The organism is Acidimicrobiales bacterium, from assembly GCA_035546775.1.
In the GTDB taxonomy this organism is placed as follows: Bacteria; Actinomycetota; Acidimicrobiia; order Acidimicrobiales; family JACCXE01; genus JACCXE01.
The window spans coordinates 1-22,373 of sequence record DASZWD010000071.1 but is presented as its reverse complement, the minus strand read 5'-3'; the positions used below and the strand labels follow the sequence as shown (position 1 = coordinate 22,373).

The window sequence follows — 22,373 nt, the reverse complement described above, 5'->3', positions numbered from 1 at the left end:
TTCGTTATGGGGGGAAGTGAGTACGCCGACTACGCCGCGGCGGCGGAAGACGGCATGTCCGTCGCGCACGCGGCGGCGCGCACGCCCGAGCGTGTCGCCGTGTACGCCGAGACCGGCAACCGCACCTTCGCCGAATTGAACGCCAACGCCAACCGCCTGGTGCGGGTGCTGCGGGACAACGGCGTCGGCTACGGCGATCGCATCGCGCTGCTGTGCCGCAACCGCGCCGAGTTCGTCGACGTCGTCGCGGCCGCCTTTCGCGGCGGCTTCTGGCTCACCACAATCAACTGGCACCTCACGGCCGACGAGGTCGAGTACGTCGCCGAGGACTGCGGCGCCAAGGCGCTGTTCGTCGACGCCACCGTGCCGTGCGCCGAAGCCGTGGCCGACATCGCCACCGCGCCGCTGATCGTCAGCATCGCCGGCAAGTTGCCCCGCGCCACGCCCTATGACGACTTCATCGCCGGCGTCGACGGTTCCGACATCGAGGACCCCCAGCGCGGCTCGACGATGCTGTACACGTCGGGGACCACCGGTCGTCCCAAAGGAGTGTTCCGCGCCCATCCGGGCGCCGTCGGGCCCAACACGTCGCTGTACGACGAGGACTGCGTGCACCTCTGCACCGGGCCGCTGTACCACGCCGCGCCGCTGGGGGTCTCGCTGACGACGCCTCTCACGTGGGGCGCGTCGGTGGTCCTGATGGACGGCTGGTCACCCGACGACACGCTGCGGCTCATCGCCCAGCACCGCGTCACCCACACCCACATGGTCCCCACCATGTTCAACCGCCTGCTCAACCTGCCCGACGCCGTGCGCGCTCGCGCCGACACGTCGTCGTTGCGCATCGTGGTGCACGGCGCCGCGCCATGTCCCGTCGTCGTGAAGCAGCGCATGATCGAGTGGTGGGGGCCGATCCTGTGGGAGTACTACGCCGCCACTGAAGGTGGTGCCACCCTCGTCGACTCGCACACGTGGCTCGAGCATCCGGGCACCGTCGGGCGTCACCTGCGCGAGGACGGGATCGTCATCCGTGACGACGACGGCAACGAATGCCCACCGGGCGTACCGGGCACCGTGTGGATTCGCACCGCGCGCGGCGCCGAGTTCGAATACTTCGGCGACGAGGCCAAAACGGCCAAGACCGTCGTGGGGCGGTACTTCAGTCTCGGTGACGTCGGCTACCTCGACGAGGACCGATGGTTGTTCCTCACCGACCGCTCGGCCAACCTGATCATCAGCGGCGGCGTCAACATCTATCCCGCAGAGGTCGACGCCGTCGTGCTGGCGCACCCGGCGGTGGGCGACGTCGCCGTCATCGGCGTGCCCAACGACGACATGGGCGAAGAGGTCAAGGCGGTGGTGGAGTTGCGCGACGGGTACGCGCCGTCGCCCGAACTGGCGGCGGACATCATCGCGTTCGCCCGCGAGCGCATCGCGCACTTCAAGTGCCCGCGCACGCTTGACTTCGTCGACCGCCTGCCGCGGGAAGACAACGGCAAGATATACAAGAGACGATTGCGCGAGGAGTATCGAAGCGCGATCGCAGATCGCTAAGGAGATACCGTGCCAATCAATCCTGATGCTGTCGGCTCGAAGGGCGAGGGCGAACGGTCGTGGACGTCGAAGGACGCGCTGCTCTACGCCGTCGGCGTCGGCGCTGGTTCCGAAGACCCGTTGAAGGAGCTCCAGTTCACGACGGAGAACAGCAAGGGCATCGAGCAGCAGGTGCTGCCCACGATGGCCGTCATCCTCGGCGGCGCCGGCGGCGCCATGCGCAACGTCGGCACCTTCAACCCGGCGATGCTGCTCCACGGTGAGCAGGAGATCATCCTGCACCGGCCGATCCCGGTCGAAGGCAAGGTGAAGTCAGTGTCCACGCTCACCGGCGTGTACGACAAGGGCTCGGGCGCGGTGCTCGAGACCACGAGCGAATCGGTCGACGCCGAAACCGGCGAGCCGATGTTCACGACGCGCAGCCAGGCGTTCATCCGCGGTGAAGGCGGCTTCGGTGGCGAGCGCGGGCCGTCGGGCAACCCGAACGCCGCGCCCGAGCGCGAACCCGACTTGGTGCTGCGCGCCCAGACGCGTCCCGATCAGGCGCTCACGTATCGGCTGTCGGGCGACCGCAACCCGCTGCATTCCGATCCCGCGTTCGCCGCCGCCGGCGGCTTCGACCGCCCGATCCTGCACGGCCTGTGCACCTACGGCTTCACCGGTCGACTCCTGCTGAATGCTCTATGCGACGGCGACCCCGCGAAGTTCGGCGGCATGGTCGGACGCTTCAAGAAGCCTGTTCTGCCTGGTGAAGAGCTGACCGTGTCGGTGTGGAAGGAAGACGGCTCGGCCATCTTCCAAACTTCCACCGTTCAGGGAGTTGTCATCGACGGAGGCAGGGTTACCCTGAAGGCGTGAGTTCAGCTCTGGAAAAGGCAGACAATGCGCTGCTGATCGTGGTGCTGGCGGTCGGGGCCTTCTTCCTCCTCGGGATCTTCGGCTTCGTGCTGCACCTGATCCGCCTCGCGATCATGGTCATCGTGTTGGCGGCGGCCGTCGGTGTCGGGGTGCGGGTGTACGGCGCGGTGAGCGGTGGCAGCCGCCGCCGCGAGCTCAACCGCTAACGCAGCGACAGCACGATCAGCGCCAGCGCGGCGTGGTACGTCATCATCGTCGCGAGTTGCCCGTGCTTCAGTGGCGCAACGAAACGGTTGCGCGCCAGGATCGAATCGCTGAGGACGAACGTCGCCGCGCCCGCGATCGCCAGCCGGTTCGGCGGTAGCGCGGAAGCGGCGAGCATCACCCCGATCACGGCCATGTAGGCGACGACGGGAATGCGCAGGCGCGCGTCCTGGGCGACGGCGCCGCGCAACACCGGTCGCGCCGAGATGCTCAGGGCGAGCGCGGCGAGCGGCACGGTGAGTTGCCACCACGGGCCGTGGCCGCGCCCGAGGACGAACCCGACGACGAAGACCACGTGGCCCACGAGAAAGCTGGCGAGGCCGGCGACGAACAAGTCCTCGTTCGGCAGCATCAAGAACACATCGCCGGCGAGGCACAGCGCGAGCGCGATGACGACGGCGAAACGTTCGCTGCCGCACGCCGGGTGCAACGTTGCCGCGGCGCACGCGAGGAGCAACGTGGTGGCCGGTTTCGCGACGTACTCGAGGGCGCGGCTGTCGCGTTCGACGGCGTACCAGTTCACCAGCGCCGCGACGGCGGCGAGTGCGAAGAGGGCGAGGGTGAAGTTGCTGATCGGCGGACGTTAGCCAGCCGTACACTGCGCGCCGCGGGAGCTTCGTTCAATCTCATTCGTGTTCAAGCGGTCGATTCCCTCGATCAGCGGTCTGCTCTTCCTCGTCCTCGCCGTCGGCTTCGTCGCCGCGGCGTACATGGGGTTGCCGATGTGGTTCCCGGTGGCCTTCGCCGTTGCCGTCATCGGGCTGCAGTACCTGATCAATCCGTTCATCATCCAGAAGCCGACGCCATGTCGGCCGCGTTCGCCAGCGGCATCGACCCCCAGCGCGCCGTCGCCGCCATCCGCTGGGACCCGGTGAACCCGTGGGGCGCGCTGCTCGAGAAACTGTCGTCGCACCCCCTGGTCGCTCGGCGCATCGCCGCCCTGGAGACCTCGGGACTGCCGGGCCGGCCCCAGGTGTGGAGCGTGTTGCGCGCCGGAGCGACGGCGACCTCCGCGGAGGAAGCCAAGGCGCGCGCGGGCTTCGGCGGCGAACTGGCGCTGGCGTGCTGTTCGCCGCCCGTCACAACCCATGCCACTTTGTGGTGGTCAACTGGATCCATTCCCGGGAATTCACCACCAAGAAGTGGCATGAGTTCCGTCTGCGAGCCGGCGATAGGCGGACGGTAACTTGGCGGGGTGGATCCGGCGGATGCGCTCGACGCGATTGCGGAGATTCTCGAGACCAACCGGGAGCCGACCTACCGCGTGCGCGCCTTCCGCAATGCCGCCAAGACCGTGCGCGCCGCCAGCGCCGACGAGATCGAGGCGTTGGTCTCCGCGGGCAAGATCACCGATCTGCCCGGCATCGGCGACAAGACGGCGCTGGTCATCCGCCAAGCCGTCGAGGGCCAGACCCCCGACTACCTGCTGCGCCTCGAAGAGCGGCAGCCGAAACAGGCGGAGGGGCCGGGCGCGGCGCTGCGCGTCCTGCTGAAGGGCGACCTGCACCTGCATTCCGACTGGTCCGACGGCGGCAGCCCGATCAAGCAGATGGCCGAGACCGCCATCGCGCTCGGGCACGAGTACATGGCGCTGACGGACCATTCGCCGCGGCTCACCGTGGCCAACGGGCTGAGTCCGGAGCGGTTGCGTGAGCAGTTGCGCGTCCTCGACGAACTCAACGCGGAGCTGGCGCCGTTTCGCATCTTGCGCGGCATCGAAGTCGACATCCTCGACGACGGCGCCCTCGACCAGGATCCGAAGCTGCTCGCCGAACTCGACGTCGTCGTGGCGAGCGTGCACTCGAAGCTGCGCATGGACGCACCGGAGATGACCAAGCGCATGGTCGCCGCGCTCGCCAACCCGCACGTCGACATCCTTGGTCACTGCACCGGGCGCCTCGTCGTCGGCAAGGGCCGTCCGGAGTCGACCTTCGACGAGGAGATCGTGGTCGCGGCCGCCCATCGCTTCGACAAGGCGATCGAGATCAACTCGCGGCCCGAGCGTCTCGATCCGCCGCGCCGCATCCTGCGCCTGATGGTCGACTCCGGCGTCAAGACGTCGGTCGACTCCGACGCCCACGCGCCCGGCCAACTGCACTGGCAGCCCTACGGCTGCGACCGCGCCGTCGAAGAGAACGTCGACCCCGATCTCGTCGTCAACACCTGGTCGGCGGACGATCTACTCGCCTGGACCGCCTCGCACGCCGCGTCCTAGTAGCCGGCGATGCCGCCGCTGCGCGAGCGCGGGTCCGCGCCGCCGACGAGAACGTCGGCCTGCACGTCGACCACGTGAGCGTGGCCGAAGCCGGAGTCGAACGCCGGTGACGGATCGATGACGTGGCCACGCCGCGCGAGCCCGTCGACCCACCCCGCCGGCGCGTTCGCCTCGACCCGCACCTTGACCCGGCCGCGGTTGTTCCACGTGTCGAACCCCGTCGACGGGACGTCCTGGGAAGCGAGGGCGAAGCGCCCCTGGGCCACCGCGCGCCCGGCGGACTCGCCGTGGTGCAGCAGGCGGACGAGCAACTGCAGCAGCACCTGCGGCTGGCTGTCGCCGCCCATGGTGGCGAGGCTGGTGCGCAACGACCCGTCGGGCCGCGTGACCATGAGCGGGCTGAGGGTGTGGGGCGGACGCCGGCCCGGGGCGAACTCGGCGGGGTGGCCGGGAACGAGCGAGAAGCCGGTGCCGCGGTTCTGCAGGAAGATCCGCGTGTTCGGCTCGACGAGGTTCGAGCCCCACCCACTGGCGTTGGACTGGATGAGGGTCACGCCCATCCGGTCCGCGTCGACCACCGAGAGACACATGGTTCCGCCGCTGGCGTAGGCGTCGCCGAGGACGGCCGCCCGTTCCGGGTCGATGGCGTCGCGGCGCGGGGCAAGCCGCGACGGCGCCACCAACGCCGCGCCGTCGGCCGCGTCGTGCAGCACGTCGAGGCGGTCGAACGCCGCCTGGCGCGCCGCCTCGACGAGGAGGTGGGCCCAGCGCGGATCGTCGGGATCCGCCGGCAGGTCGAGGCCCTCGGCGATCCAGGCGGCGGCGAGAGCGAGGTATGCCTGCGAGTTCGGCGGCGCCGCCCAGATGCGGTGACCGAACGCGTCGACGCTGATCGGGTCGACCCACTCCGCTTGCGACTGCGCCAGGTCGTCCTTGGAGTACAGCCCGTCGCCCAGGGCCAGTAGACCCTCGCCGAAGGCGCCTTCGTAGAACGCGTCGCGTCCGTCGGCGGCGATCGCTTCGAGCGCATCAGCCACCAGCGGGCGGCGCATGGTGGCGCCGGGCGCGGCGTAGTCGTCGCCACCCGGGAGTTGCCCCATGAAGGCGCGCGTCATGGCGCCGGTCCACGACGGCGGGAAGCCGTGGCGGGCGTAGTCGATCGCCGGCGCCAGCACGTCGGCGAGAGGCAGGCGGCCGAAACGGGCGTGGGTCGTCACCCAGCCGTCGACGCAGCCGGGGATCGGCACCGACCGGATGTCGTCGCGGAACGGCATCACGGTGTGGCCCTCGTCGCGCAGCTGCTGCGCCGAGGCGCCGCTGCCGGCCCGTCCCGATGCGTTCAAGACCACCGGCGCGCGGTTGCCAGTCGCTATGACCATGAACAAGTCGCCGCCCAGCCCGCACATGTGCTGCTCGATCACGGCCAGCACCGCGTTGGCCGCGATCGCCCCGTCGACCGCCGACCCACCGGCCCGCAGCATTGCCACGCCTGCCTCGGCCGCGAGGTAGTTGACCGCCGCCACCATCCCGTGGGGTGCGGTGCGTTCAGGGACGGGGATCATCGGCGCCGGCTACGACGACGCGTCGGCCCAGTAGCGGTCGCGCAGGAGGCGCTTGTACAGCTTGCCCGTGGGGTGACGGGGGAGTTCCGGCTCGAAGTCGATCGAGCGCGGGCATTTGATAGCTGACAGGTGCTCCTTGCAGAACGCAATCAGCTCGCGTTCCAACGCGGGGCCGGCCTCGTCCCACTCCATCGGCTGGACGACCGCCTTCACTTCCTCGCCGAAGTCGGCGTTGGGGATGCCGAAGACGGCGACGTCCATCACCTTCGGATGCGTCACCAGCAGGTTCTCGGCTTCCTGCGGATAGATGTTCACGCCGCCGCTGATGATCATGTATGCCTTGCGGTCGGTGAGGTACAAGAAGCCGTCCTCGTCGAGGCGACCGATGTCACCGAGCGTCGACCAGCCGTTCTTCAGCCGGGAACCGGCGGTCTTCTCCGGGTCGTTGTGGTACTCGAAGGTCGAGCCGCCTTCGAAGTACACCGTGCCCGTCTCGCCGACGGGCACCTCCTCACCCGATTCCTCGTCGACGATGTGCACGATGCCGGTCAAGGACTTGCCGACCGTGCCGGGATGGGCCAGCCACTCCTCGGAGTTGCAGGCGACGAAGCCGTTGCCTTCGGTACCGGCGTAGTACTCGTAGATGATCGGGCCCCACCACTCGATCATCTTGCGCTTCACCTCGACAGGACACGGCGCCGCGGCGTGGATCACCGTCCGCAGCGACGACACGTCGGCGCGACGCTCTTCTTCGGGCAGCTTGAGCATGCGCACGAACATCGTGGGGACGACCTGGGTGTGGGTGACCTTGTACTGCTCGACGAGCTTCAGGAACTCCGCCGGATCGAAGTGCTCCATGACGACGACCGTGCCGCCCACGCGCTGCACCGCCATCGAGAAGCGCAGCGGCGCCGCGTGGTACAGCGGCGCCGGCGACAGGTACACCATGTCGTCGGTGAAGCCGTAGAGCATCTGGCCGAGCAGCTGCACCGAGCTCGGGGTGCCGGCGTCCGCGTTCGGCAGCGGCACCTTGACCCCCTTGGGTCGGCCGGTCGTGCCCGACGAATACAGCATGTCGGCGCCCTCGCGTTCGTGGGCGATCGGCGTCGAGGGCTGTGCCGCAGTGACGGCTTCGTAGCTCTCGTAACCGTCGACGACGCCGTCGATCATCAGCGCCACCTTCACGTTCGGCATCTGCCCGACGAGCTGGGCGGCGACCGGCGCGAGGTAGTGGCTGGTGATGAACACCTTGGCGCCGCAGTCGTTGACGATGTAGCTCGCCTCCTCGGCCGTCAGGCGCGACGAGATGGCGGTGTAGTACAGCCCCGCGCGCTGCGCCGCCCACGTCACCTCGAAGAAGTGGACGTTGTTTTCGAGCATGAGGGCGATGCTGTCGCCCTCGACGAGGCCCGCATCAACGAGGACGTTCGCCAAGCGGTTCGAGGCTTCGTCGAGTTGCTTGTAGGTGACGACTTCGCCGGTGCTCGCCATGATGTAGGCGGCCTTGTCGGGCGTGGTTTGGGCGTGGGCTCCCGGATACATGAGAGTTGAGACTATGCCGGACGTCCGCGAGATCAGCGCGCTCGATGCGCACCCGCTGCGCCGTGACGTGTTGCGCCGCGGCGTCGGTACGCCGAACGTCCACTACCCCCAGGACGACGATGCCCGTTCGTTCCACCTAGGTGTGTTCGAGGGACCGGCGCTGGTGGCCGTCGCCAGCTTCAGCCCGGCGTCCACACACCACCGCCCCGGCGCCGACGCCTGGCAGCTGCGGGGCATGGCCGTCGCCGATGTTCAGCAGCGGCGCGGCGTCGGCGCCGCGATCATCGCCGAAGCCAAGGCGCGCGTCGCGGCGGCCGGTGCGACGGTGCTGTGGTGCAATGCTCGCGACACCGCGATCGGGTTCTACGAACGCCTCGGGTTCAGCGTGTACGGCGACGGGTTCGCGACCGCCGATACGGGCCTGCCGCATCACGTGATGGTCTGTGACTTGTGACCAGCGGCAAGTGATCGGGGATCGTCGTCTTCGCTCCGTAGCGCGGCGCCCGCACCCCGGCGAGTTCGAGCAGCCGTAGCACCCGGGCGCGGTGGGGCCGGTACGGCTCGAGCAGCGCCACCATCTCCTCGTCGGTGCTGCGCGCCGCGCCCGTCAGTGCGAATCCCACGATGTTCTTCAGGTGGTAGTCACCGACCCACACGGCGTCAGGGTCGCCGTGGGAGACGAACGTGACGCGGTTGGCCGTCCACGCACCGATGCCGGGGATGGCAGTCAAGGTCGCCTGCGCTTCGGCCGGCGACTTCGTGGCGAGCGCGTCGAGATGCCCGGCGATGTTGGCGACCTCGCGCAACGCTGCCGTGCGTGACGCGTCGATGCCGAGTGTCGCCGCGCCGTGGCCGGACAGCGCGGTGAGGACCTCGTCGGGCGTCGGAGGCAGGAACAGCGGCCGGCGCGACACGTGGGGGAGCGGGGCGCGCCGGCGCACCCGCCGCACGAGCATCTGGTACGACCGCAGCGCCTGGGCGCCGGTGACCTTTTGTCCGAGGATCGTCGGCACCAACGCGTCGAACACGTGGCCGGTACGTCCGAGGCGGACGCCGAGGTGCCCGGCCGCGGTGTCGCGCAGCAACGGATGACGCGATGGGTCGAACCCGGTGGCGTCGTCGTCGAGGCCGACGAGCCCCGGCGCCGCCGCCAACGCGTCGCCGGCACCGTCACCCCACGCCTCGGCGCGCAACACCCCGTCGCGGCTCCACAGGGCGACCACCGCGGGACCGGACGGGTAGTGGGCGGCGCGCCAGACGCGCCCGTCGCGCATAAAACCGGTCGGATCGGCCCGCCCGACGCGGCTGGCACCGGTGTTCCCGACGAGGTCGAGCGGCCCGTCGAGGGCCCACGACGCGTCAATCGGGTTCACGTCGCCCGCCGGTCCGTGCGACACTGCGCGGCATGGCGCGCCAATCGTTGTGGGAAGACCTGAACTGGCGCGGGCTCGTGCATCAGACGACGTCGCCCGAGCTCGCCGACAAGCTCGACTCGGACTTCCTCACGGCGTACATCGGCTTCGATCCGACCGCCGACAGCCTCCACATCGGCAGCTTGCTCCAACTCACGACCATGCGACGACTCCAGCTCGCCGGCCACCGCGTCGTCGGCGTGATCGGAGGTGGTACCGGCATGGTGGGCGACCCGAGCGGCCGCGACGACGAGCGCCAGCTGCTCGACGACGGCACCCTCGAGCGCAACGCCGCCGCCATACGCGCCCAGGTCGAGCGCTTCTTCGCCGGGCCGTCCGAGGGCCTCGGTTCGGTCGTGCTGCTCGACAACAAGGACTGGTTGCGCGATCTTCGGGTCGTCGAGTTCCTGCGCGACATCGGCAAGCTCTTCTCGGTCAACGAGATGATCCGCAAGGAGTCAGTGCGCGCCCGCCTCGAAGGCCGCGACCAGGGCATCAGCTACACCGAGTTCAGCTACATGCTCCTCCAGGCCTACGACTTCTTGCACCTCTACGACGCCGAGGGCTGCACCCTTCAGCTCGGCGGCAGCGACCAGTGGGGCAACATCATCGAGGGCATCGACCTGATCCGGCGGCTCCGCGGCGGCGTCGCCTTCGGGCTCACCTCGCCGCTCGTCACGCTGCCCTCGGGGGCCAAGGTCGGCAAGACGTCGGCCGGCGGCCAGATCTGGCTCGACCCGGCGCGCACGAGTCCGTACGCCTTCTACCAATCGTGGTACCGGGCGACCGACGACCTCGTCGGTACGTACCTGCGCTTCTTCACGTTCCTCGCCCACGACGAGATCGAAGAACTCGACCGCGCCACGGAGACGGCGCCCGAGCAACGCGCCGCCCAGCGGGCGCTCGCCGAGCACCTCACCGCGCTCGTCCACGGCGAGGACGAGATGCGCCGCGCCGTGCGCGCCAGCGAAGTGCTCTTCACCGAGGACATCGCCAGCCTCGACGAGAAGCTGCTGCTCGACGTCTTCGCCGACGCGCCGTCGGGCCGCATGCCCGATTCCATGCTCGTGCGCGACGCGCTGGTGGCGGGCGGCCTCGCCAAGTCCCAGGGCGACGCCCGCCGCACGCTCGAGCAGGGCGGCGCCTACGTCAACAACGCCCGCGTCAGCGACGTCGATGCCACCATCGACACGGCGACGCTGCTGCACGGGCGCTACGCCGTCGTGCGCCGCGGCAAGCGCGACCACGCGCTCCTCAGCATCGACTAACCAATAGCGACGATGTCAAACGTCAACTTCTCCTCGGGGCTGCCCGAGACCGTCCTGCCACCCGACGTGCTGGCCGAGGCGTTGGCCCACGCCCCCGACATGGAGTACGCGGACGTGGCGGCGCTCGTCGCCGCCCACCCGCGGTCGCTGCTGGGGTGGGCGACGCTCGGCGGGCTCGCCCAGGACCGCATGGCGCGCTACGCCTTCTTCCGCGTCGGCTACCACCGCGGCCTCGACGCGCTGCGCGCCGCCGGCTGGCGCGGCTCGGGCTACGTGCGGGCCGCGCAGGCCACCAACCTCGGCTTCCTACGCTGCCTCGACGGCCTGCGGATTACCGCGGGCGAGATCGGCGAGACGGACGAAGCCGAGCGGTGCGCCCAATTCCTCGCGCAACTCGATCCCGGGTGGACGCCGTCGTAAGCCGTCGCCGCTGGGCGGTCGGTCTCGCACTCGCGCTCCTCCCCGGAGCGTGCGCTGCTCACGGAGGCGCCACGAACGGCCTGACCGCCACCACGCGGGCCGCGGACGGGACCACGTCGAGCACGTCCGGCACGAGCGGCGCGCCGCCGGCGCCACCCTCCACGGACGCGGCGCACCACTCCGGTGCCTCGACGCCGACGACGATGAGCCCGTCGGCCCACGCCAACGCCATCGCCGATACCGCCGCCGGCGCTCCAGGCATGTTCGGCGGAGTCCTCCTGGCGCCCGGCCCAGCGCGCGCCATCGCCCTCGACGTGCTCGTGCAGCCCGGGACGACACCCAATACTTCTGTCCTGAATACCCTGCGCCAGATCCTGGCGGCGTCGTCGGGCAAACCGGTGGCGGTGCACGGTCCCGCCGCGCTGCGGGCGTCGACGACGACCCACGACGCCGACGAGATTCGCCGCCTCGCCGATGAGCAGGGGATGACACAGGCCACCAACGGCACCGCCGTCGTCCATCTTCTCTACCTCAAGGGCGGGTTCACCGACGACGGCGTCCTCGGCATCACGGTGCGCGCCGACACGATCGCCGTATTTCCCGACCAGATCGGCGCAGCGTCGTCGCCGCTGGTGCCGCCCGCGCGACTCGAGCAGGCCGTCGACACCCACGAACTCGGCCACGTGCTCGGTCTCGTCGACCTCTACCTCGACGACAACCGCGACGACCCGAAGCACCCCGGCCACTCGACCAATCCGCACTCGGTCATGTACTGGGCCGTCGAGACCGACCTCGTTTCGCAGGTGCTGGGCGGCCCGCCGCCGGTTGACTTCGACGCCGCCGACCAGTCCGACCTTCAGCGGATCCACGCTGGCGCGGCGGCGGCTCATTAGGCGGCACTTCCTTGCGCCATTCCTCGAACAGCCCGATGGCGACGCTGGTGGCGAACAGCGCGAACAGCGCGCCGCCGAGGCCGTAGAGCTCGAGCCCGGCGCTCGCCACCACGAGCGTGAGAAACGGCCCGACATGAACGGTGCGGCGCTCGAGGCTCTTCTGGATGACGACGGCTTCGAACGCTTCGTAAACCAGGAAGAACAACAGGATCAGCACGCCGGTTGTCGGCGACGTCGCGGCCGAGAGGAGGGCGACGGGCAGCGCGCCCGCCACCGCACCGATCAGCGGCACGACGTCCCACAACGCCGCCCACAGGCCAAGGGGCACGGCGCCGGGCACGTGCACGAGCTTGGCGGTGACGCCCACGAGCATCCCGGCCGACGCCGACATCGCCAGCGTGCCGGTGGCGTACTGCACGGCCCGGCGGCCGCCGTTGCCGATGATCGAGCGCACGGTCGCGCGGAGGTCGTCGTCCTCGATCTGGTCAATCCCCGCCAGCACGAGCTTGCGGCCGTTGAGGACGAGAAACACCGTGAGCACCGTCGTGGCGAGGTAGGCGACGCCGCGCGTGCCGGCCGAGCGCAGCGCGTCGGCGCTGGACCCGCCGCGCAGCCGCTGCGGGATGTCTTTCACGGCCGCACGCGTGCGCTGCTCGAGCTTGAACGACCGCGCCGCTGATCCGAAGCGCTTCGACTTCTCGAGGGCGTGGGCGCGCTCGGGCGCAACCCGTTCGAGAACACGTACTTCGCGCACGACGTCGTTGATGGTGAAGAACGCGATGCCGCCGACGAGACCGAACAGGAGCAAGAACGTGAGGAGCACGGCGACGCCGCGGCGCATGAAACGTGACAGCCCGACGACGAGCGGCTCGATCAGCGCCGCGATCGACGCCGCGGCGGCCATCCAGCCGAGCACGCGCGCTGAGGCGCGGGTGACGCCGAGAACCGCACCCGTCACCGCGATCGTGAGGACGATGAGGGCGATGGAGCGGCCGGAGAGCGCGAGGCGCGTGTGCGGGGGATCCGGCGACGCGTCGGACATGCGCCGGTAGCGTACGTCCATGCCAGCGCGCGGAGCCGGGATGCGCAACCGGCGCGATCGCACCGTCGTCGACATCGATCCGGCCACGCTCGTCAAGATGGCGGCCGCACTGGTGCTGCTCGCCGGTGTCCTGGCGTTGATCGGCTCCGCCCCTCGCACCGTGACCGCCCTCGGGATCGCGCTGATCCTCTCGATCGCGCTGGACCCGGTCGTGACGCGCATATCGATCCGGCTGCGCGTCCGTCGCGGCTTCGCCGTGTTCGTCCTGGCGCTCGGCGCCGCGCTCGCCGCCAGCGCCGCCGCGGCACTGATCGCGCCGCCCACGTACCGGCAAGCCGATCACCTCCGCAGCGACGTGCCCCACGTGGTCCAGAGCCTCACGAAGCTGCCCATCGTCGGGCACCGCTTGGAGAAGGCGGGCGTGCCGGACAAGGCGCGCAAGTGGATCGAGGATCTGCCCAAGCGCCTCTCGGGTGATACGACGCCGCTGCGCAACGCCGCGGGCACCGCATTCCACGGCGTCACGGCGTTGTTGCTGGTGCTCCTCTTCACCGCCGGCCTCCTGATCGACGGGCCGTTCCTCGTCGATCATGTCCGCCGCGCCCTGCCGTTCCAGGCGCGGGCGCCCGCGGCGCAAGCCGCAACGGCAGCACGCGACGTCGTAGGTCGCTACGTCGCCGGATCGCTGGCGGTCGCCGGCATCGCGGGGTTGTTCACCCTCGTCGTCGGACTCGTGCTGCGGGTGCCGCTGGCGCCGCTGCTCGGCGTGTGGGTGGCGCTGTGGGACCTCGTGCCCCAAATCGGCGGCGCCGCCGGCGGCGTTCCCTTCGTCCTGCTCGCCTTCACCCACAGTCCGCTCACCGGCGTCGTCTGCGCCCTGCTGTTCATGCTGTACCTCCAGTTCGAGAACAACATCGTGCAGCCGCTGCTGGTAGGCCGGGCCGTCCAGCTGTCACCGCCGGCGACGATGGCCGCCGCCCTCATCGGTGTCTCGGCCGGCGGTGTCGTGGGCGCGCTGCTCGCCGTGCCGCTGACGGGCGCAGCCAAGGCGATTTATCTCGAGCGCCGCGGGGCCACCGCTCCGGCGCAGCCGGCCTGACGTGGCGGACGGCACGATCGTCGTCGTCGAAGACGAGCCGGCTATCGCCGATCTGCTCGACGTCTACCTGCGGCGCGAGGGCTTCCGCGTGTTGCTGGCCGACAACACCGACCGCGGCGCCGAGTTGGTGACCGCCGAGCAGCCGCGGTTGGTGATCCTCGACGTCGGCTTGCCCGGCAGCACCGACGGCCTCGGCCTGTGCCGCCAGATCCGCGAGATGAGCAACACGCCGGTGATGATCCTCACGGCGCGCGACACCGAGGTCGACCGCATTCTCGGGCTCGAACTGGGCGCCGACGACTACGTCACCAAACCGTTCTCACCGCGCGAAGTCGTGGCCCGCGTGAAGGCGATCCTGCGCCGCGCCGACGGGCCGGCGCCGGCATCCACCCTCACCCACGGCGCGATCGCCGTCGACCTCGCCCGCCGGGAGGTACGCGTCGGCGCCGACGCCGTCGGCTTGACCACGCGCGAGTTCGACCTCCTGGCGTACCTGATGCAACACGCCGGCATCGTGCTGAGCCGCCAGCAACTCCTCGACGGCGTGTGGGGCCCGGGCTGGTTCGGCGACGAACGGACCGTGGACGTTCACGTGCGCCAGTTGCGGCGCAAGCTGGGCGTCGCTCTCGACCTGTCGACGGTGTGGTCCGTCGGGTACCGACTGGGCTGACGTGCGCCGTCGCATCGCCGTCACGCTGCTGCTCGTCGTCGCCGGCGCCTTGACCGTCGCCGGCGTCGGCAGCCAGGCGCTGGTGCGCCGCGCCACCCTCGAAGACGCCCGTCGCGACCTGGCGCTCCAGGCGCGCGAGTTCGCCCAAGCCAGCGAAGACCTGCGCCAGCCGGCGACGCTGCAGGCGCTACGAGTCGCGCTTCGGCTGCGCGGCGCCGACATCGTCCGCGTGAGCGCCACGGGCGAGATCCTCACCGCGGTGCCCTCCGGCGTGTCGGCCGGCGACCTGCGGCCGCAAGATCTGCTGGCCGGCTCGACGGTCTCGGGGACCCGCGGCACGCTCGTCTACGCGGCGTCACCCGTCACGCTGCCGGTGGTCCGCAACGGCACCGTCGCGGTGGTGTTCACCCGCGAGCTCAAGTCGCTCAACCGCGGCATCGCCTTCTTCGCCCTGGCGGCGCTCGTAAGCCTCGTGCTCGCCGCGCTGATCGGCAGCCGCCTCGGACGCCGCATCGCCCGACCGCTCGAAGAGGCCGAGCGGACGACCCGCAAGCTGGCGGCGGGCGACTTGTCGGCGCGCATCGCCGTGCCGGCGAACGCCGATCCCGAAGTGGCGTCGCTGGCGGCGTCGATCACGTCGCTCGCCACCAACCTCGAACGCAGCCAGGCCGCCGAACGCGAGTTCTTCCTTTCGGTCTCGCACGACCTGCGCACGCCGCTGACGGCGATCCGCGGCTACGGCGAAGCGCTGGCCGACAGCGCCATCGATCCCGGCGACACCGCCCGGGTCGGCAACGTGCTCACCGGCGAGGCGCGGCGCCTCGAGCGCCTCGTCGGCGATCTGCTCGAACTCGGGCGCCTCGGGGCGGGCACCTTCACGCTCGAAGTGCAGTCCGTGCGCCTCGACGACGTGCTGCACGGTGCCGTTGACGCACTGGGCCTCGCGGCGGCGGACGCCGGCGTCGAGCTGCACGCCCCGCCGGCCACCGACCTCGTGGTGCGGGCCGATCCGGACCGGCTGGCACAGGTCGTGGCCAATCTCGTGGAGAACGCGTTGTCCTACGCCGCCCACACCGTCGACATCACCGTGGTCGACGACGCCGACCGCGCCGGCTTCACCGTGGACGACGACGGCCCGGGCATCTCAGCCGACGAGCAGGAGGCGGTGTTCGCCCGGCACTACCGATCCGACCGCGCACCCGGCCGGCGCATCGGCACCGGCCTCGGCCTCGCCATCGTCACCGAATTGGTCGCCGCCATGGGCGGCCGGGTAACGGTGGCGTCGCCGCGTCCGGGCGGCGCCACCGGCACCCGCTTCACCGTCACGCTGCCGAAGACGAGCCCTTGAGGTCGGCGACGGCGGCGTGGCCCGCCTTGGCCGCGCTGCGTACCGCGTCGCGACCGGCCTGGAGATCGCTGCGTCCCGCGCTCAGCACGCCCTGGGTGTAGGTCTGAGGCGTGATGTGGATGACCTCGTCGTAGACGGCGCCGGCGTGCTGCGACGCCGTGGCGATGGCGGACTTCATCGTCGCCAGGTCGGCCTCGGCTTTGGACGTGTCCTTGCCGTCGGCCTTCTGCTTGTCGATCGCCGTCTGGATGCGGCCCGCGGCGTCGGTGAGCTTGTCGATGGCGGCAAGTTCGCGGTCGCCGGTGACGACGATGCGCGCCCGCGGCCGGACCAGGACGAAGACGCGGTAGTCGTCGACGATGGCGCGGCAGTCCGTCCGCAGCTGCTCGCCGGTCGTATCGCCCTGGATGGTGTTGGCCAGCGCCGTGAGGCCGGCCGACGTCTGGTCGTCGATCTGCTTGAGGGCGCTGCGGTGGGCGTCCTGGAGGTTGCTGCGGTTGTCGAGCCGGTTGTTCAGCTCGACGATCGCCTGCTGGCGCCGGTCGATGGCGGCGAGGCAGCGGGTCTTCACCCGATCGACGGTGGCGTCACGCCGGGCGCCGGTGCCCGTCTGGGCCATCGCCGCGGCCGGCGTGAGCGCCAGCGCGGCGGTGAGGGCAGTGCCGGTGAGGATGGTGGTGAGCTTCATTGGGTGGGGTCTCCTTCGGGAGTGGCGGCGTCCTGGTCGACGGCGCTCAGGTCCCCTTCGATGTCCTTCACCAGCTGGTCCACCTGCGTCAGCTCGGCATCCGCGCCGTCCGTGGGGTCGCTGGCGGCCCCGTTGCTGCTGGACTGCACGGACGCCGAGGTCGTCGGCGGCGCGCTGGTAACGGTCTTGTTCCCGCAGGCGCCGGCGCCAAAGGCGAGCACCGCCGTGAGAACTGTGATTGGGAGGGCTTTGCGCACACTCACACGATCGACCCCTTCTGTGATGTCCCCGTGAGTCAAGTGTTAGAGAACTGTTAGCCACTAGCTTCGTCGGTAGTGGGTAGCGGTTCGACAACTTATGAGTGGCTCGACGACGACGCTGCGTTCGCCGATGCCTGTCGCGCCGCCGCTGCCGAAGCCGTCTACGCCGTCGACACGGAGTTCCACCGCGAACGCACCTATTACCCGCACGTCGCCCTGCTCCAGCTGCGCTGGGCCGACACGACGGTGCTCGTCGACACGCTGGTGGTCGACATGGCGCCTCTCGCCGGGCTGCTCAAGAGCGACGCCCTCCCCATCCTCCACGCCGCTGACCAGGACCTGGAGGTCTTCCGGCGCGCGTGCGGCACGCTGCCGTCGCGCATGTTCGACACCCAGATCGTGGCCAACTTCGCCGGGTTTTCGACACCGTCGCTGGCGAGCCTGACCGAACGGGTCGTCGGCGTCCGCCTGCCCAAGGGCGACCGGATGACGGACTGGACGCGCCGGCCCCTCACCGAGAGCCAGCGCACCTACGCCGCGTCCGACGTCGCCCACCTCGACGCCATCCGGATCCACCTGAGCGAGGACTTGGCGGCCCGCGGCCGGCTCGAATGGGCCGAAGCCGAGTGCGCCGCCGCCCTGGCACGTGCGGCCACTCCCAACGATCCCGACGTCGCCTGGTGGCGCATCAAGGAGGCGCGGCAATGCCGCGGCCAAGCCCGGGCGATCGTGCAGGAGTTGGCGGCGTGGCGCGAGCGCCGAGCCCAGGCCACCGACGTGCCGGTTCGCTTCGTGCTCGCCGACCTGGCGGTGGCGGCGATCGCCCAGGCGGCGCCCGCCACCGTGCAGCAACTCAACGCCGTTCGGGGCCTGAGCGGCCGCGGTGTGCGGGGCGACGTCGCCGAGGAAATCCTCGCGGCCGTTGCCCGGGGCAAAGAGCTGAAGCCCGAACAGCTTCGGGTGCCGGCGTCGGACGACATCGAGCGCGAGCAGCGTCCGGCCGCCGCGCTGGCCGCCGCCTGGGTGGCCCAGCTGGCCCGCCAGGAGCGCATCGACGCCACCATGCTCGCCACCCGGGCTGATCTGACGGCCTTCCTCGCCGGCAACGCGGACGCCAAGCTGCGCCACGGCTGGCGCGCCCAACTCGTCGGGGCGCCGCTCAAGCGGCTGGTCGACGGCGACGCCGCCCTCGTCTTCGACGGCAACGGCGGCCTGCTGCTCGAAGAACGCAGCCGCCGGCCGCTCAACGGCAAGCTTTAGGCCTCCTGGGGCGGCGGCCGCAGGTCGACCCGCAGCGTCAGGATCCCGTCTTCGAGCGTGGCGGTGGCGTCGCCGAGCATGGCGAAATCGGCGTAGTCGACCCGCGCCTGCTCCATGAATCGGGTCCGCTCCGGGCCTTCGACCGGGGGCACGCCGCGGCGGCGCACCGCCTCCGCCCGCTCCCGAAACCGCGCCACCATTGCCTCCGGATCAAATCCAGCCATGCCGCAAACCTATTGCCGCGCGGAGGTCTAGAATGGATCCCGCACAAGTCGTCAGTAGGTTCGGGGAGCCCAGTGAAAAAGGGTCGGCACCGCCGTTTTGAAGAAGCGCGAGCGCTCAAGCACACCCGTGAGCACCGGGCTGAGCCTTGCCCCGAGTGCCACGCCGAGCCGGGCGACGAGCACGCGTCCTGGTGCATGTACGAGGACGAAGAGGACGATCTGGGCCTGAAGGGCCTGCTCGACTAGGGCGTTTCTACCCTTTGCGGACCGGGTGGGGTAGTGGCGTGCCCGGGCCCGCCAGCCTCGTGTCGAGGTACGCCGCCAGCTGGTCGTAAACCTCACCGCCCGCGATCCCGATGAGTTCGTCGCGGAGTTCCTTGTACACGGGCTGGTGGCCGACGAACGCCTCGGGAGCCTCGGTACACCACCAGGCGAATTCCTCGCCGCCTTCGCCCCAGTGCGCCCGCGACCACTCCGTCACCGTGGAGGTGACCTTGCCCGTGGTCTCCTCGACCTCGTCGTAGCGGCGCAGCGGTAGCTGCCAGCACACGTCGGGCTTCAGTTCGGCGTGGGGGATGCCCCGTTCCATCGCGGCCACGTGGAAGGCGCACCCGGCGCCCTTGGCGAACCCCGGGCGGTTCAAGAAGATGCAGGCGTCGTCCACGAGGCGACTCACGACCTCGCCGCTCTTCTTGCGCTTGATGATGCCCTTCTTGCCCTCTTCGATGAACTGCCACTGCTCGGCGGTCAGCGTCTTGGCCGCGGCCTTGACGCGGGCAATGTCGTCTTCGTCGGTGAAATGGGCGCCGTAGGAGCAGCAGCCCTGCACCAGTTCAGGTGCGGGCGCAGTAAGCACCCCTTGGCAGCCCTGCCCGAAAATGCACGTCCACCGACTCGTCAGGAAGGTGACGTCGAACATCCACACGCGTTCTTCGACGGGGTCCTCGATGCTGACCCATTCACGAGCTTGCGTCACAACGTTCGACGGTAGCGTGTGTCGTGATCAATTCTGAGCTTCGCGATCGGCTGGCGGCGATCGAGCAAGAGCTCGCCGACGCGGCCATGGATCGTCTGCGCGCCGCGGTCGACGGTGACGAGGACGCCGTCGTCGACGAACGGCGGATCACGCGGGCGCGTCGCGCCGTTGCCAAGGCCATGCAATTACTCGATGGCGTCGGCGACGGCGATCTCGAAGAATTCTGATGTGACGCTCGTTCTCGACGCGACCGGCCTGGTCAAGGAGTACCGGCGCGTGCGCGCCGTCGACGGCGTCTCGCTGCAGGTGCACGCCGGCGAGCGGGTGGCGCTGCTCGGCCCAAACGGCGCCGGCAAGACCACGACGCTCCTGATGCTGCTCGGCGTGCTGACGCCCGATGCCGGCTCGATCACGATCTTCGGCCATCCGCTGCCCAAGCAGCGCCAGCGGGCGATGGAGAACGTCGGCTTCGTCGCCGGTTACCTGCCGCTGGCCGAGCGGCTCAAGGTGCACGAGTTCCTAGGCCTCTACGCGCGGCTCTACAGCGCGACGGACCTGCGCGACACGATCCAGTCGTCGCTCGACCGCTTCGGGATCGGCCATCTCGCCGACGCCATGGGCGGCGAGTTGAGCTCGGGCCAGAAGACGCTGGTGGGCATCGTGAAGGCGACGCTGCACTCGCCGCGGCTGCTCGTCCTCGACGAGCCAACCGCGTCACTCGACCCGGACGTCGCGGCGCGCGTGCGCGACGGCCTGCTCGACTACGCCGAGTCGACCGGCGCGGCGCTCCTCATCACGTCGCACAACATGGACGAGGTGCAGCGCCTGGCGCATCGGGTCGTGTTCGTGCGCGCCGGGAAAGTGGCGGCTGACGACACCCCGGCGGCGGTGGCCGCGCAGTTCGGCCGCGAAGACCTCGAAGAGGTCTTCATCCACTTGGCGCGGGAGCGGCAATGACGCCCGGAGCGATGCGGCGCATTCGTGCCATCGCGTGGCGGCACTACATCGCGCTCAAGCGCAGCCCGCACCGGCTCTTCGACGTGACGTTGTGGCCCCTCGTCGACATCATGCTGTTCGGCACGCTGGCGGTGTACGCGTCGCGCCTCGCCAACGCCGGCGCCATCGTGGTGGGTTACGTCCTCGGCGGCGCCGTCCTGTGGCACGTCGTGTACCAGTCGGGCATCGGGCTCGCCACGGGCTTCATGGAAGAGACCTGGACGCGCAATCTGATCAACGTCATGGTCACGCCCATCAGCGAGCTCGAATACTTCGCCGGGGTGGCGCTGTTCACCGCCATCAAGATTGTGATGGGCGTCGGCGTCGCAGCGTTGGGGGCCGCGCTGGCGTTCTCGTTCTCGATCGGCACCGCCGGCTGGGCCGTCGTACCCATCGCGGCGGTCTTGCTCACCGTGGGCTGGGCCATCGGCCTGTTCGTGATCGGACTCGTCCTGCGCTTCGGTACCGGCGCCGAAGCGTTGGCGTGGGGTCTCCTGTTCGCCATGATGCCGCTGTCGGGCGTGTTCACGCCGGTGGCGAATCTGCCCGTGGCGTTCCAGCCCGTCGCCAAGTCGCTGCCCACGACGCACGCGTTCATCGCGTTGCGGGCCTCGATCGGCGGCAACGGGATCGCCTGGGGCGAACTCGGCCTCGCCTTCGTGCTGGCGCTCGTGATGCTGGCCATCGCCGGCGCCTTCGTGGTGTCGATGCTGCGCGTGTTCCGCCGGCGGGGCTACGTCACCCGCTACGCCTGATCGAGCTGGTTGAGCGCGTCGATGAGCTGACGGAGACGGTGGTAGCTCAACTTGTCGAAACGAAACGCGATGCGGGCGAGATCGGGGACGTCGTTGTCGTTGCGCTCGGACCGGCTGGCTTCGGTGATGCCGATCGCGCCTTCTTGCAACAGGTCGTGGAACTCGAGGTTGAGCTTGGTGAGCTGCTCGTCCGTCGGCGCCGTGCGGAGGCGCAGCACCAGGTCCTTGCCGACGAAGCGCAGCGAGTGATAGTTGCGGTAGAAGCCGAGGATCTCCTCGGTGGCGACGGCCACGTCGCTCGTGCGCTTCCACAGGCACTCGTCGCCCTTGGTGATGAAGCCGCCGCCGTCGACGTGCTCGACGACGAAACGCTCCCAGCCCTCCCAGTAGGTGCCGCCGTCCATGTCGAGCAGGACGACGGGCGCCGGCTCGGCCTTGCCGGTCTGGATCAGCGTGAGCAGCTCGAAGCACTCGTCCAGCGTGCCGAAGCCGCCCGGGAGGCAGACGTAGGCGTCGCTCTCCTTGATCAGCATCAGCTTGCGGGTGAAGAAGTACTTCATCTCCACGAGCTTGGGATCCTTGGCGATGAAGGCGTTCGCCGACTGCTCGAAGGGCAGGCGGATGTTGACCCCGAACGAGTTGGCGCGCCCGGCGCCCTCCATGCCGGCGGCCATGATCCCCGGCCCGGCGCCGGTCACGACCATCCAGTCCGCCGCCGACAGCGCGGTCGCCATCTCGCGAGCGTGCGTGTAGAGCGGCGAGTCGGGCTTGGTACGGGCGCTGCCGAACATCGTGACCTTGCGCCGGTCGCGGTAGGGCGCGAAGGCGCGGTAGGCGGCGCGCATCTCGCGCAGGGCCGTCGCGGTGATCTTGAGGTCCAGCCGGTTGGCGTTGTCGGTGGCGAGCCGCAGCGCGGTGTTGACGATGTCGGCGAGCACGTCGCGATTGGCGATGTCGCCCATCTCGGTCAGGAGCGCGTCGACGTCCTCTTTGATCTTGGCGCTGTCGATCGTTGCCATGGGGTTCCCACGATCCCACGCCCGGCATCGTTAAGCGCGGCACCGCCG

General features: G+C 69.9%; 27 protein-coding genes. 17 read left to right on the top strand and 10 right to left on the bottom strand.

What is annotated here, in order from left to right:
* The first annotated feature begins 6 nt into the window (after positions 1–6).
* From VHC63_17505 to VHC63_17495, 3 genes are read left to right on the top strand one after another with little or no spacing between them, the layout of a single operon-like run.
* Positions 7–1,554: an AMP-binding protein gene (locus VHC63_17505; GenBank protein ID HVV38410.1), complete on the top strand. Its 1,548-nt coding sequence runs from the start codon at positions 7–9 to the stop codon at positions 1,552–1,554.
* Between the two features lie 9 nt (positions 1,555–1,563).
* The gene (locus tag VHC63_17500; GenBank protein HVV38409.1) at positions 1,564–2,412 is read left to right on the top strand and encodes a MaoC/PaaZ C-terminal domain-containing protein; all 849 of its coding nucleotides are present in this window, start codon (positions 1,564–1,566) and stop codon (positions 2,410–2,412) included.
* Positions 2,409–2,618 (top strand): hypothetical protein, encoded by a 210-nt coding sequence (locus VHC63_17495; protein ID HVV38408.1) that lies wholly within the window; start codon positions 2,409–2,411, stop codon positions 2,616–2,618. Before VHC63_17500 ends, VHC63_17495 begins: the two co-directional genes overlap by 4 nt.
* On the opposite strand, the gene VHC63_17490 is transcribed toward VHC63_17495, so the two are convergent.
* On the bottom strand, positions 2,615–3,199 hold the full coding sequence (locus VHC63_17490; GenBank protein ID HVV38407.1) for a lysoplasmalogenase: 585 nt from the start codon (positions 3,197–3,199) through the stop codon (positions 2,615–2,617). The genes VHC63_17495 and VHC63_17490 overlap by 4 nt on opposite strands.
* Before the next feature lie 109 nt (positions 3,200–3,308).
* Here VHC63_17490 and VHC63_17485 point away from each other — a divergent pair, with 109 nt between their 5' ends.
* Genes VHC63_17485 through VHC63_17475 form a run of 3 tightly spaced genes read left to right on the top strand, consistent with a single transcriptional unit; the run spans position 3,309 to position 4,891 of the window.
* Entirely contained in the window at positions 3,309–3,551 is a 243-nt protein-coding gene (locus VHC63_17485) for a hypothetical protein (GenBank protein ID HVV38406.1), read from the top strand.
* Entirely contained in the window at positions 3,482–3,862 is a 381-nt protein-coding gene (locus VHC63_17480; protein HVV38405.1) for a hypothetical protein, read from the top strand. Before VHC63_17485 ends, VHC63_17480 begins: the two co-directional genes overlap by 70 nt.
* Positions 3,863–3,871: 9 nt before the next feature.
* A complete protein-coding gene (locus VHC63_17475) occupies positions 3,872–4,891 on the top strand; it encodes a PHP domain-containing protein (GenBank protein HVV38404.1) in 1,020 nt (339 codons plus the stop codon).
* On the opposite strand, the gene VHC63_17470 is transcribed toward VHC63_17475, so the two are convergent.
* Positions 4,888–6,453 carry a gamma-glutamyltransferase gene (locus VHC63_17470; protein ID HVV38403.1) on the bottom strand — a complete coding sequence of 522 codons (1,566 nt, stop codon included), beginning with the start codon at positions 6,451–6,453 and terminating at the stop codon, positions 4,888–4,890. The two genes, VHC63_17475 and VHC63_17470, sit on opposite strands and share 4 nt — an antisense overlap.
* 9 nt (positions 6,454–6,462) lie before the next feature.
* On the bottom strand, positions 6,463–7,995 hold the full coding sequence (locus VHC63_17465) for an AMP-binding protein (protein HVV38402.1): 1,533 nt from the start codon (positions 7,993–7,995) through the stop codon (positions 6,463–6,465).
* Positions 7,996–8,008: 13 nt separating this feature from the next.
* Between VHC63_17465 and VHC63_17460 the strand changes: the two genes are divergently transcribed.
* Positions 8,009–8,449: a GNAT family N-acetyltransferase gene (locus VHC63_17460; protein HVV38401.1), complete on the top strand. Its 441-nt coding sequence runs from the start codon at positions 8,009–8,011 to the stop codon at positions 8,447–8,449.
* Here VHC63_17460 and VHC63_17455 read toward each other — a convergent pair.
* Positions 8,376–9,368, bottom strand: coding sequence for a hypothetical protein (locus tag VHC63_17455; protein ID HVV38400.1), 993 nt, complete (start codon positions 9,366–9,368; stop codon positions 8,376–8,378). The two genes, VHC63_17460 and VHC63_17455, sit on opposite strands and share 74 nt — an antisense overlap.
* A gap of 32 nt (positions 9,369–9,400) precedes the next feature.
* Between VHC63_17455 and tyrS the strand changes: the two genes are divergently transcribed.
* Entirely contained in the window at positions 9,401–10,675 is a 1,275-nt protein-coding gene (gene tyrS / locus VHC63_17450; protein ID HVV38399.1) for a tyrosine--tRNA ligase, read from the top strand.
* Positions 10,676–10,687: 12 nt separating this feature from the next.
* Positions 10,688–11,095: a DUF3151 family protein gene (locus tag VHC63_17445; protein ID HVV38398.1), complete on the top strand. Its 408-nt coding sequence runs from the start codon at positions 10,688–10,690 to the stop codon at positions 11,093–11,095.
* A 765-nt stretch (positions 11,096–11,860) separates the two neighbouring features.
* On the opposite strand, the gene VHC63_17440 is transcribed toward VHC63_17445, so the two are convergent.
* Positions 11,861–13,030, bottom strand: coding sequence for an AI-2E family transporter (locus VHC63_17440; protein HVV38397.1), 1,170 nt, complete (start codon positions 13,028–13,030; stop codon positions 11,861–11,863).
* 19 nt (positions 13,031–13,049) lie between these two features.
* On the opposite strand from VHC63_17440, the gene VHC63_17435 reads away from it, so the two are divergent.
* From VHC63_17435 to VHC63_17425, 3 genes are read left to right on the top strand one after another with little or no spacing between them, the layout of a single operon-like run.
* Positions 13,050–14,129, top strand: a complete 1,080-nt coding sequence (locus VHC63_17435) for an AI-2E family transporter (GenBank protein HVV38396.1) — start codon at positions 13,050–13,052, stop codon at positions 14,127–14,129.
* A gap of 1 nt (position 14,130) precedes the next feature.
* On the top strand, positions 14,131–14,799 hold the full coding sequence (locus VHC63_17430) for a response regulator transcription factor (protein HVV38395.1): 669 nt from the start codon (positions 14,131–14,133) through the stop codon (positions 14,797–14,799).
* 1 nt (position 14,800) lies between these two features.
* Entirely contained in the window at positions 14,801–16,147 is a 1,347-nt protein-coding gene (locus VHC63_17425; protein HVV38394.1) for a HAMP domain-containing sensor histidine kinase, read from the top strand.
* On the opposite strand, the gene VHC63_17420 is transcribed toward VHC63_17425, so the two are convergent.
* Together VHC63_17420 and VHC63_17415 are read right to left on the bottom strand one after the other, a co-directional pair.
* Positions 16,122–16,835 carry a hypothetical protein gene (locus VHC63_17420; GenBank protein ID HVV38393.1) on the bottom strand — a complete coding sequence of 238 codons (714 nt, stop codon included), beginning with the start codon at positions 16,833–16,835 and terminating at the stop codon, positions 16,122–16,124. The genes VHC63_17425 and VHC63_17420 overlap by 26 nt on opposite strands.
* Positions 16,832–17,092, bottom strand: a complete 261-nt coding sequence (locus tag VHC63_17415) for a hypothetical protein (protein HVV38392.1) — start codon at positions 17,090–17,092, stop codon at positions 16,832–16,834. Before VHC63_17415 ends, VHC63_17420 begins: the two co-directional genes overlap by 4 nt.
* A gap of 78 nt (positions 17,093–17,170) precedes the next feature.
* Here VHC63_17415 and VHC63_17410 point away from each other — a divergent pair, with 78 nt between their 5' ends.
* Positions 17,171–18,355: an HRDC domain-containing protein gene (locus tag VHC63_17410; protein ID HVV38391.1), complete on the top strand. Its 1,185-nt coding sequence runs from the start codon at positions 17,171–17,173 to the stop codon at positions 18,353–18,355.
* Here VHC63_17410 and VHC63_17405 read toward each other — a convergent pair.
* A complete protein-coding gene (locus VHC63_17405) occupies positions 18,352–18,579 on the bottom strand; it encodes a hypothetical protein (GenBank protein ID HVV38390.1) in 228 nt (75 codons plus the stop codon). The genes VHC63_17410 and VHC63_17405 overlap by 4 nt on opposite strands.
* A gap of 72 nt (positions 18,580–18,651) precedes the next feature.
* Between VHC63_17405 and VHC63_17400 the strand changes: the two genes are divergently transcribed.
* Positions 18,652–18,825 (top strand): hypothetical protein, encoded by a 174-nt coding sequence (locus tag VHC63_17400; protein HVV38389.1) that lies wholly within the window; start codon positions 18,652–18,654, stop codon positions 18,823–18,825.
* Positions 18,826–18,832: 7 nt separating this feature from the next.
* On the opposite strand, the gene VHC63_17395 is transcribed toward VHC63_17400, so the two are convergent.
* The gene (locus VHC63_17395) at positions 18,833–19,555 is read right to left on the bottom strand and encodes a hypothetical protein (protein ID HVV38388.1); all 723 of its coding nucleotides are present in this window, start codon (positions 19,553–19,555) and stop codon (positions 18,833–18,835) included.
* A 23-nt stretch (positions 19,556–19,578) separates the two neighbouring features.
* Here VHC63_17395 and VHC63_17390 point away from each other — a divergent pair, with 23 nt between their 5' ends.
* From VHC63_17390 to VHC63_17380, 3 genes are read left to right on the top strand one after another with little or no spacing between them, the layout of a single operon-like run.
* Positions 19,579–19,782: a hypothetical protein gene (locus VHC63_17390; protein ID HVV38387.1), complete on the top strand. Its 204-nt coding sequence runs from the start codon at positions 19,579–19,581 to the stop codon at positions 19,780–19,782.
* 1 nt (position 19,783) lies between these two features.
* Complete coding sequence (locus VHC63_17385) at positions 19,784–20,512, top strand: ABC transporter ATP-binding protein (GenBank protein HVV38386.1); 729 nt, start codon at positions 19,784–19,786, stop codon at positions 20,510–20,512.
* A complete protein-coding gene (locus tag VHC63_17380) occupies positions 20,509–21,306 on the top strand; it encodes an ABC transporter permease (GenBank protein HVV38385.1) in 798 nt (265 codons plus the stop codon). The genes VHC63_17385 and VHC63_17380 overlap by 4 nt, the downstream gene beginning before the upstream one ends.
* Here the strand turns inward: VHC63_17380 and VHC63_17375 are convergent.
* Positions 21,297–22,325, bottom strand: a complete 1,029-nt coding sequence (locus tag VHC63_17375; GenBank protein HVV38384.1) for an LOG family protein — start codon at positions 22,323–22,325, stop codon at positions 21,297–21,299. The two genes, VHC63_17380 and VHC63_17375, sit on opposite strands and share 10 nt — an antisense overlap.
* Positions 22,326–22,373: the final 48 nt, after the last annotated feature.

Coding starts and splice junctions, on each gene's coding strand:
- VHC63_17470 (HVV38403.1), bottom strand. CDS start 6,453: ATGATCCCCGTCCCTGAACGCACCGCACCCCACGGGATGGTGGCGGCG.
- VHC63_17420 (HVV38393.1), bottom strand. CDS start 16,835: ATGAAGCTCACCACCATCCTCACCGGCACTGCCCTCACCGCCGCGCTG.
- VHC63_17375 (HVV38384.1), bottom strand. CDS start 22,325: ATGGCAACGATCGACAGCGCCAAGATCAAAGAGGACGTCGACGCGCTC.
- VHC63_17445 (HVV38398.1), top strand. CDS start 10,688: ATGTCAAACGTCAACTTCTCCTCGGGGCTGCCCGAGACCGTCCTGCCA.
- tyrS (HVV38399.1), top strand. CDS start 9,401: ATGGCGCGCCAATCGTTGTGGGAAGACCTGAACTGGCGCGGGCTCGTG.
- VHC63_17435 (HVV38396.1), top strand. CDS start 13,050: ATGCCAGCGCGCGGAGCCGGGATGCGCAACCGGCGCGATCGCACCGTC.
- VHC63_17405 (HVV38390.1), bottom strand. CDS start 18,579: ATGGCTGGATTTGATCCGGAGGCAATGGTGGCGCGGTTTCGGGAGCGG.
- VHC63_17460 (HVV38401.1), top strand. CDS start 8,009: ATGCCGGACGTCCGCGAGATCAGCGCGCTCGATGCGCACCCGCTGCGC.
- VHC63_17505 (HVV38410.1), top strand. CDS start 7: ATGGGGGGAAGTGAGTACGCCGACTACGCCGCGGCGGCGGAAGACGGC.
- VHC63_17480 (HVV38405.1), top strand. CDS start 3,482: ATGTCGGCCGCGTTCGCCAGCGGCATCGACCCCCAGCGCGCCGTCGCC.
- VHC63_17465 (HVV38402.1), bottom strand. CDS start 7,995: ATGTATCCGGGAGCCCACGCCCAAACCACGCCCGACAAGGCCGCCTAC.
- VHC63_17440 (HVV38397.1), bottom strand. CDS start 13,030: ATGTCCGACGCGTCGCCGGATCCCCCGCACACGCGCCTCGCGCTCTCC.
- VHC63_17380 (HVV38385.1), top strand. CDS start 20,509: ATGACGCCCGGAGCGATGCGGCGCATTCGTGCCATCGCGTGGCGGCAC.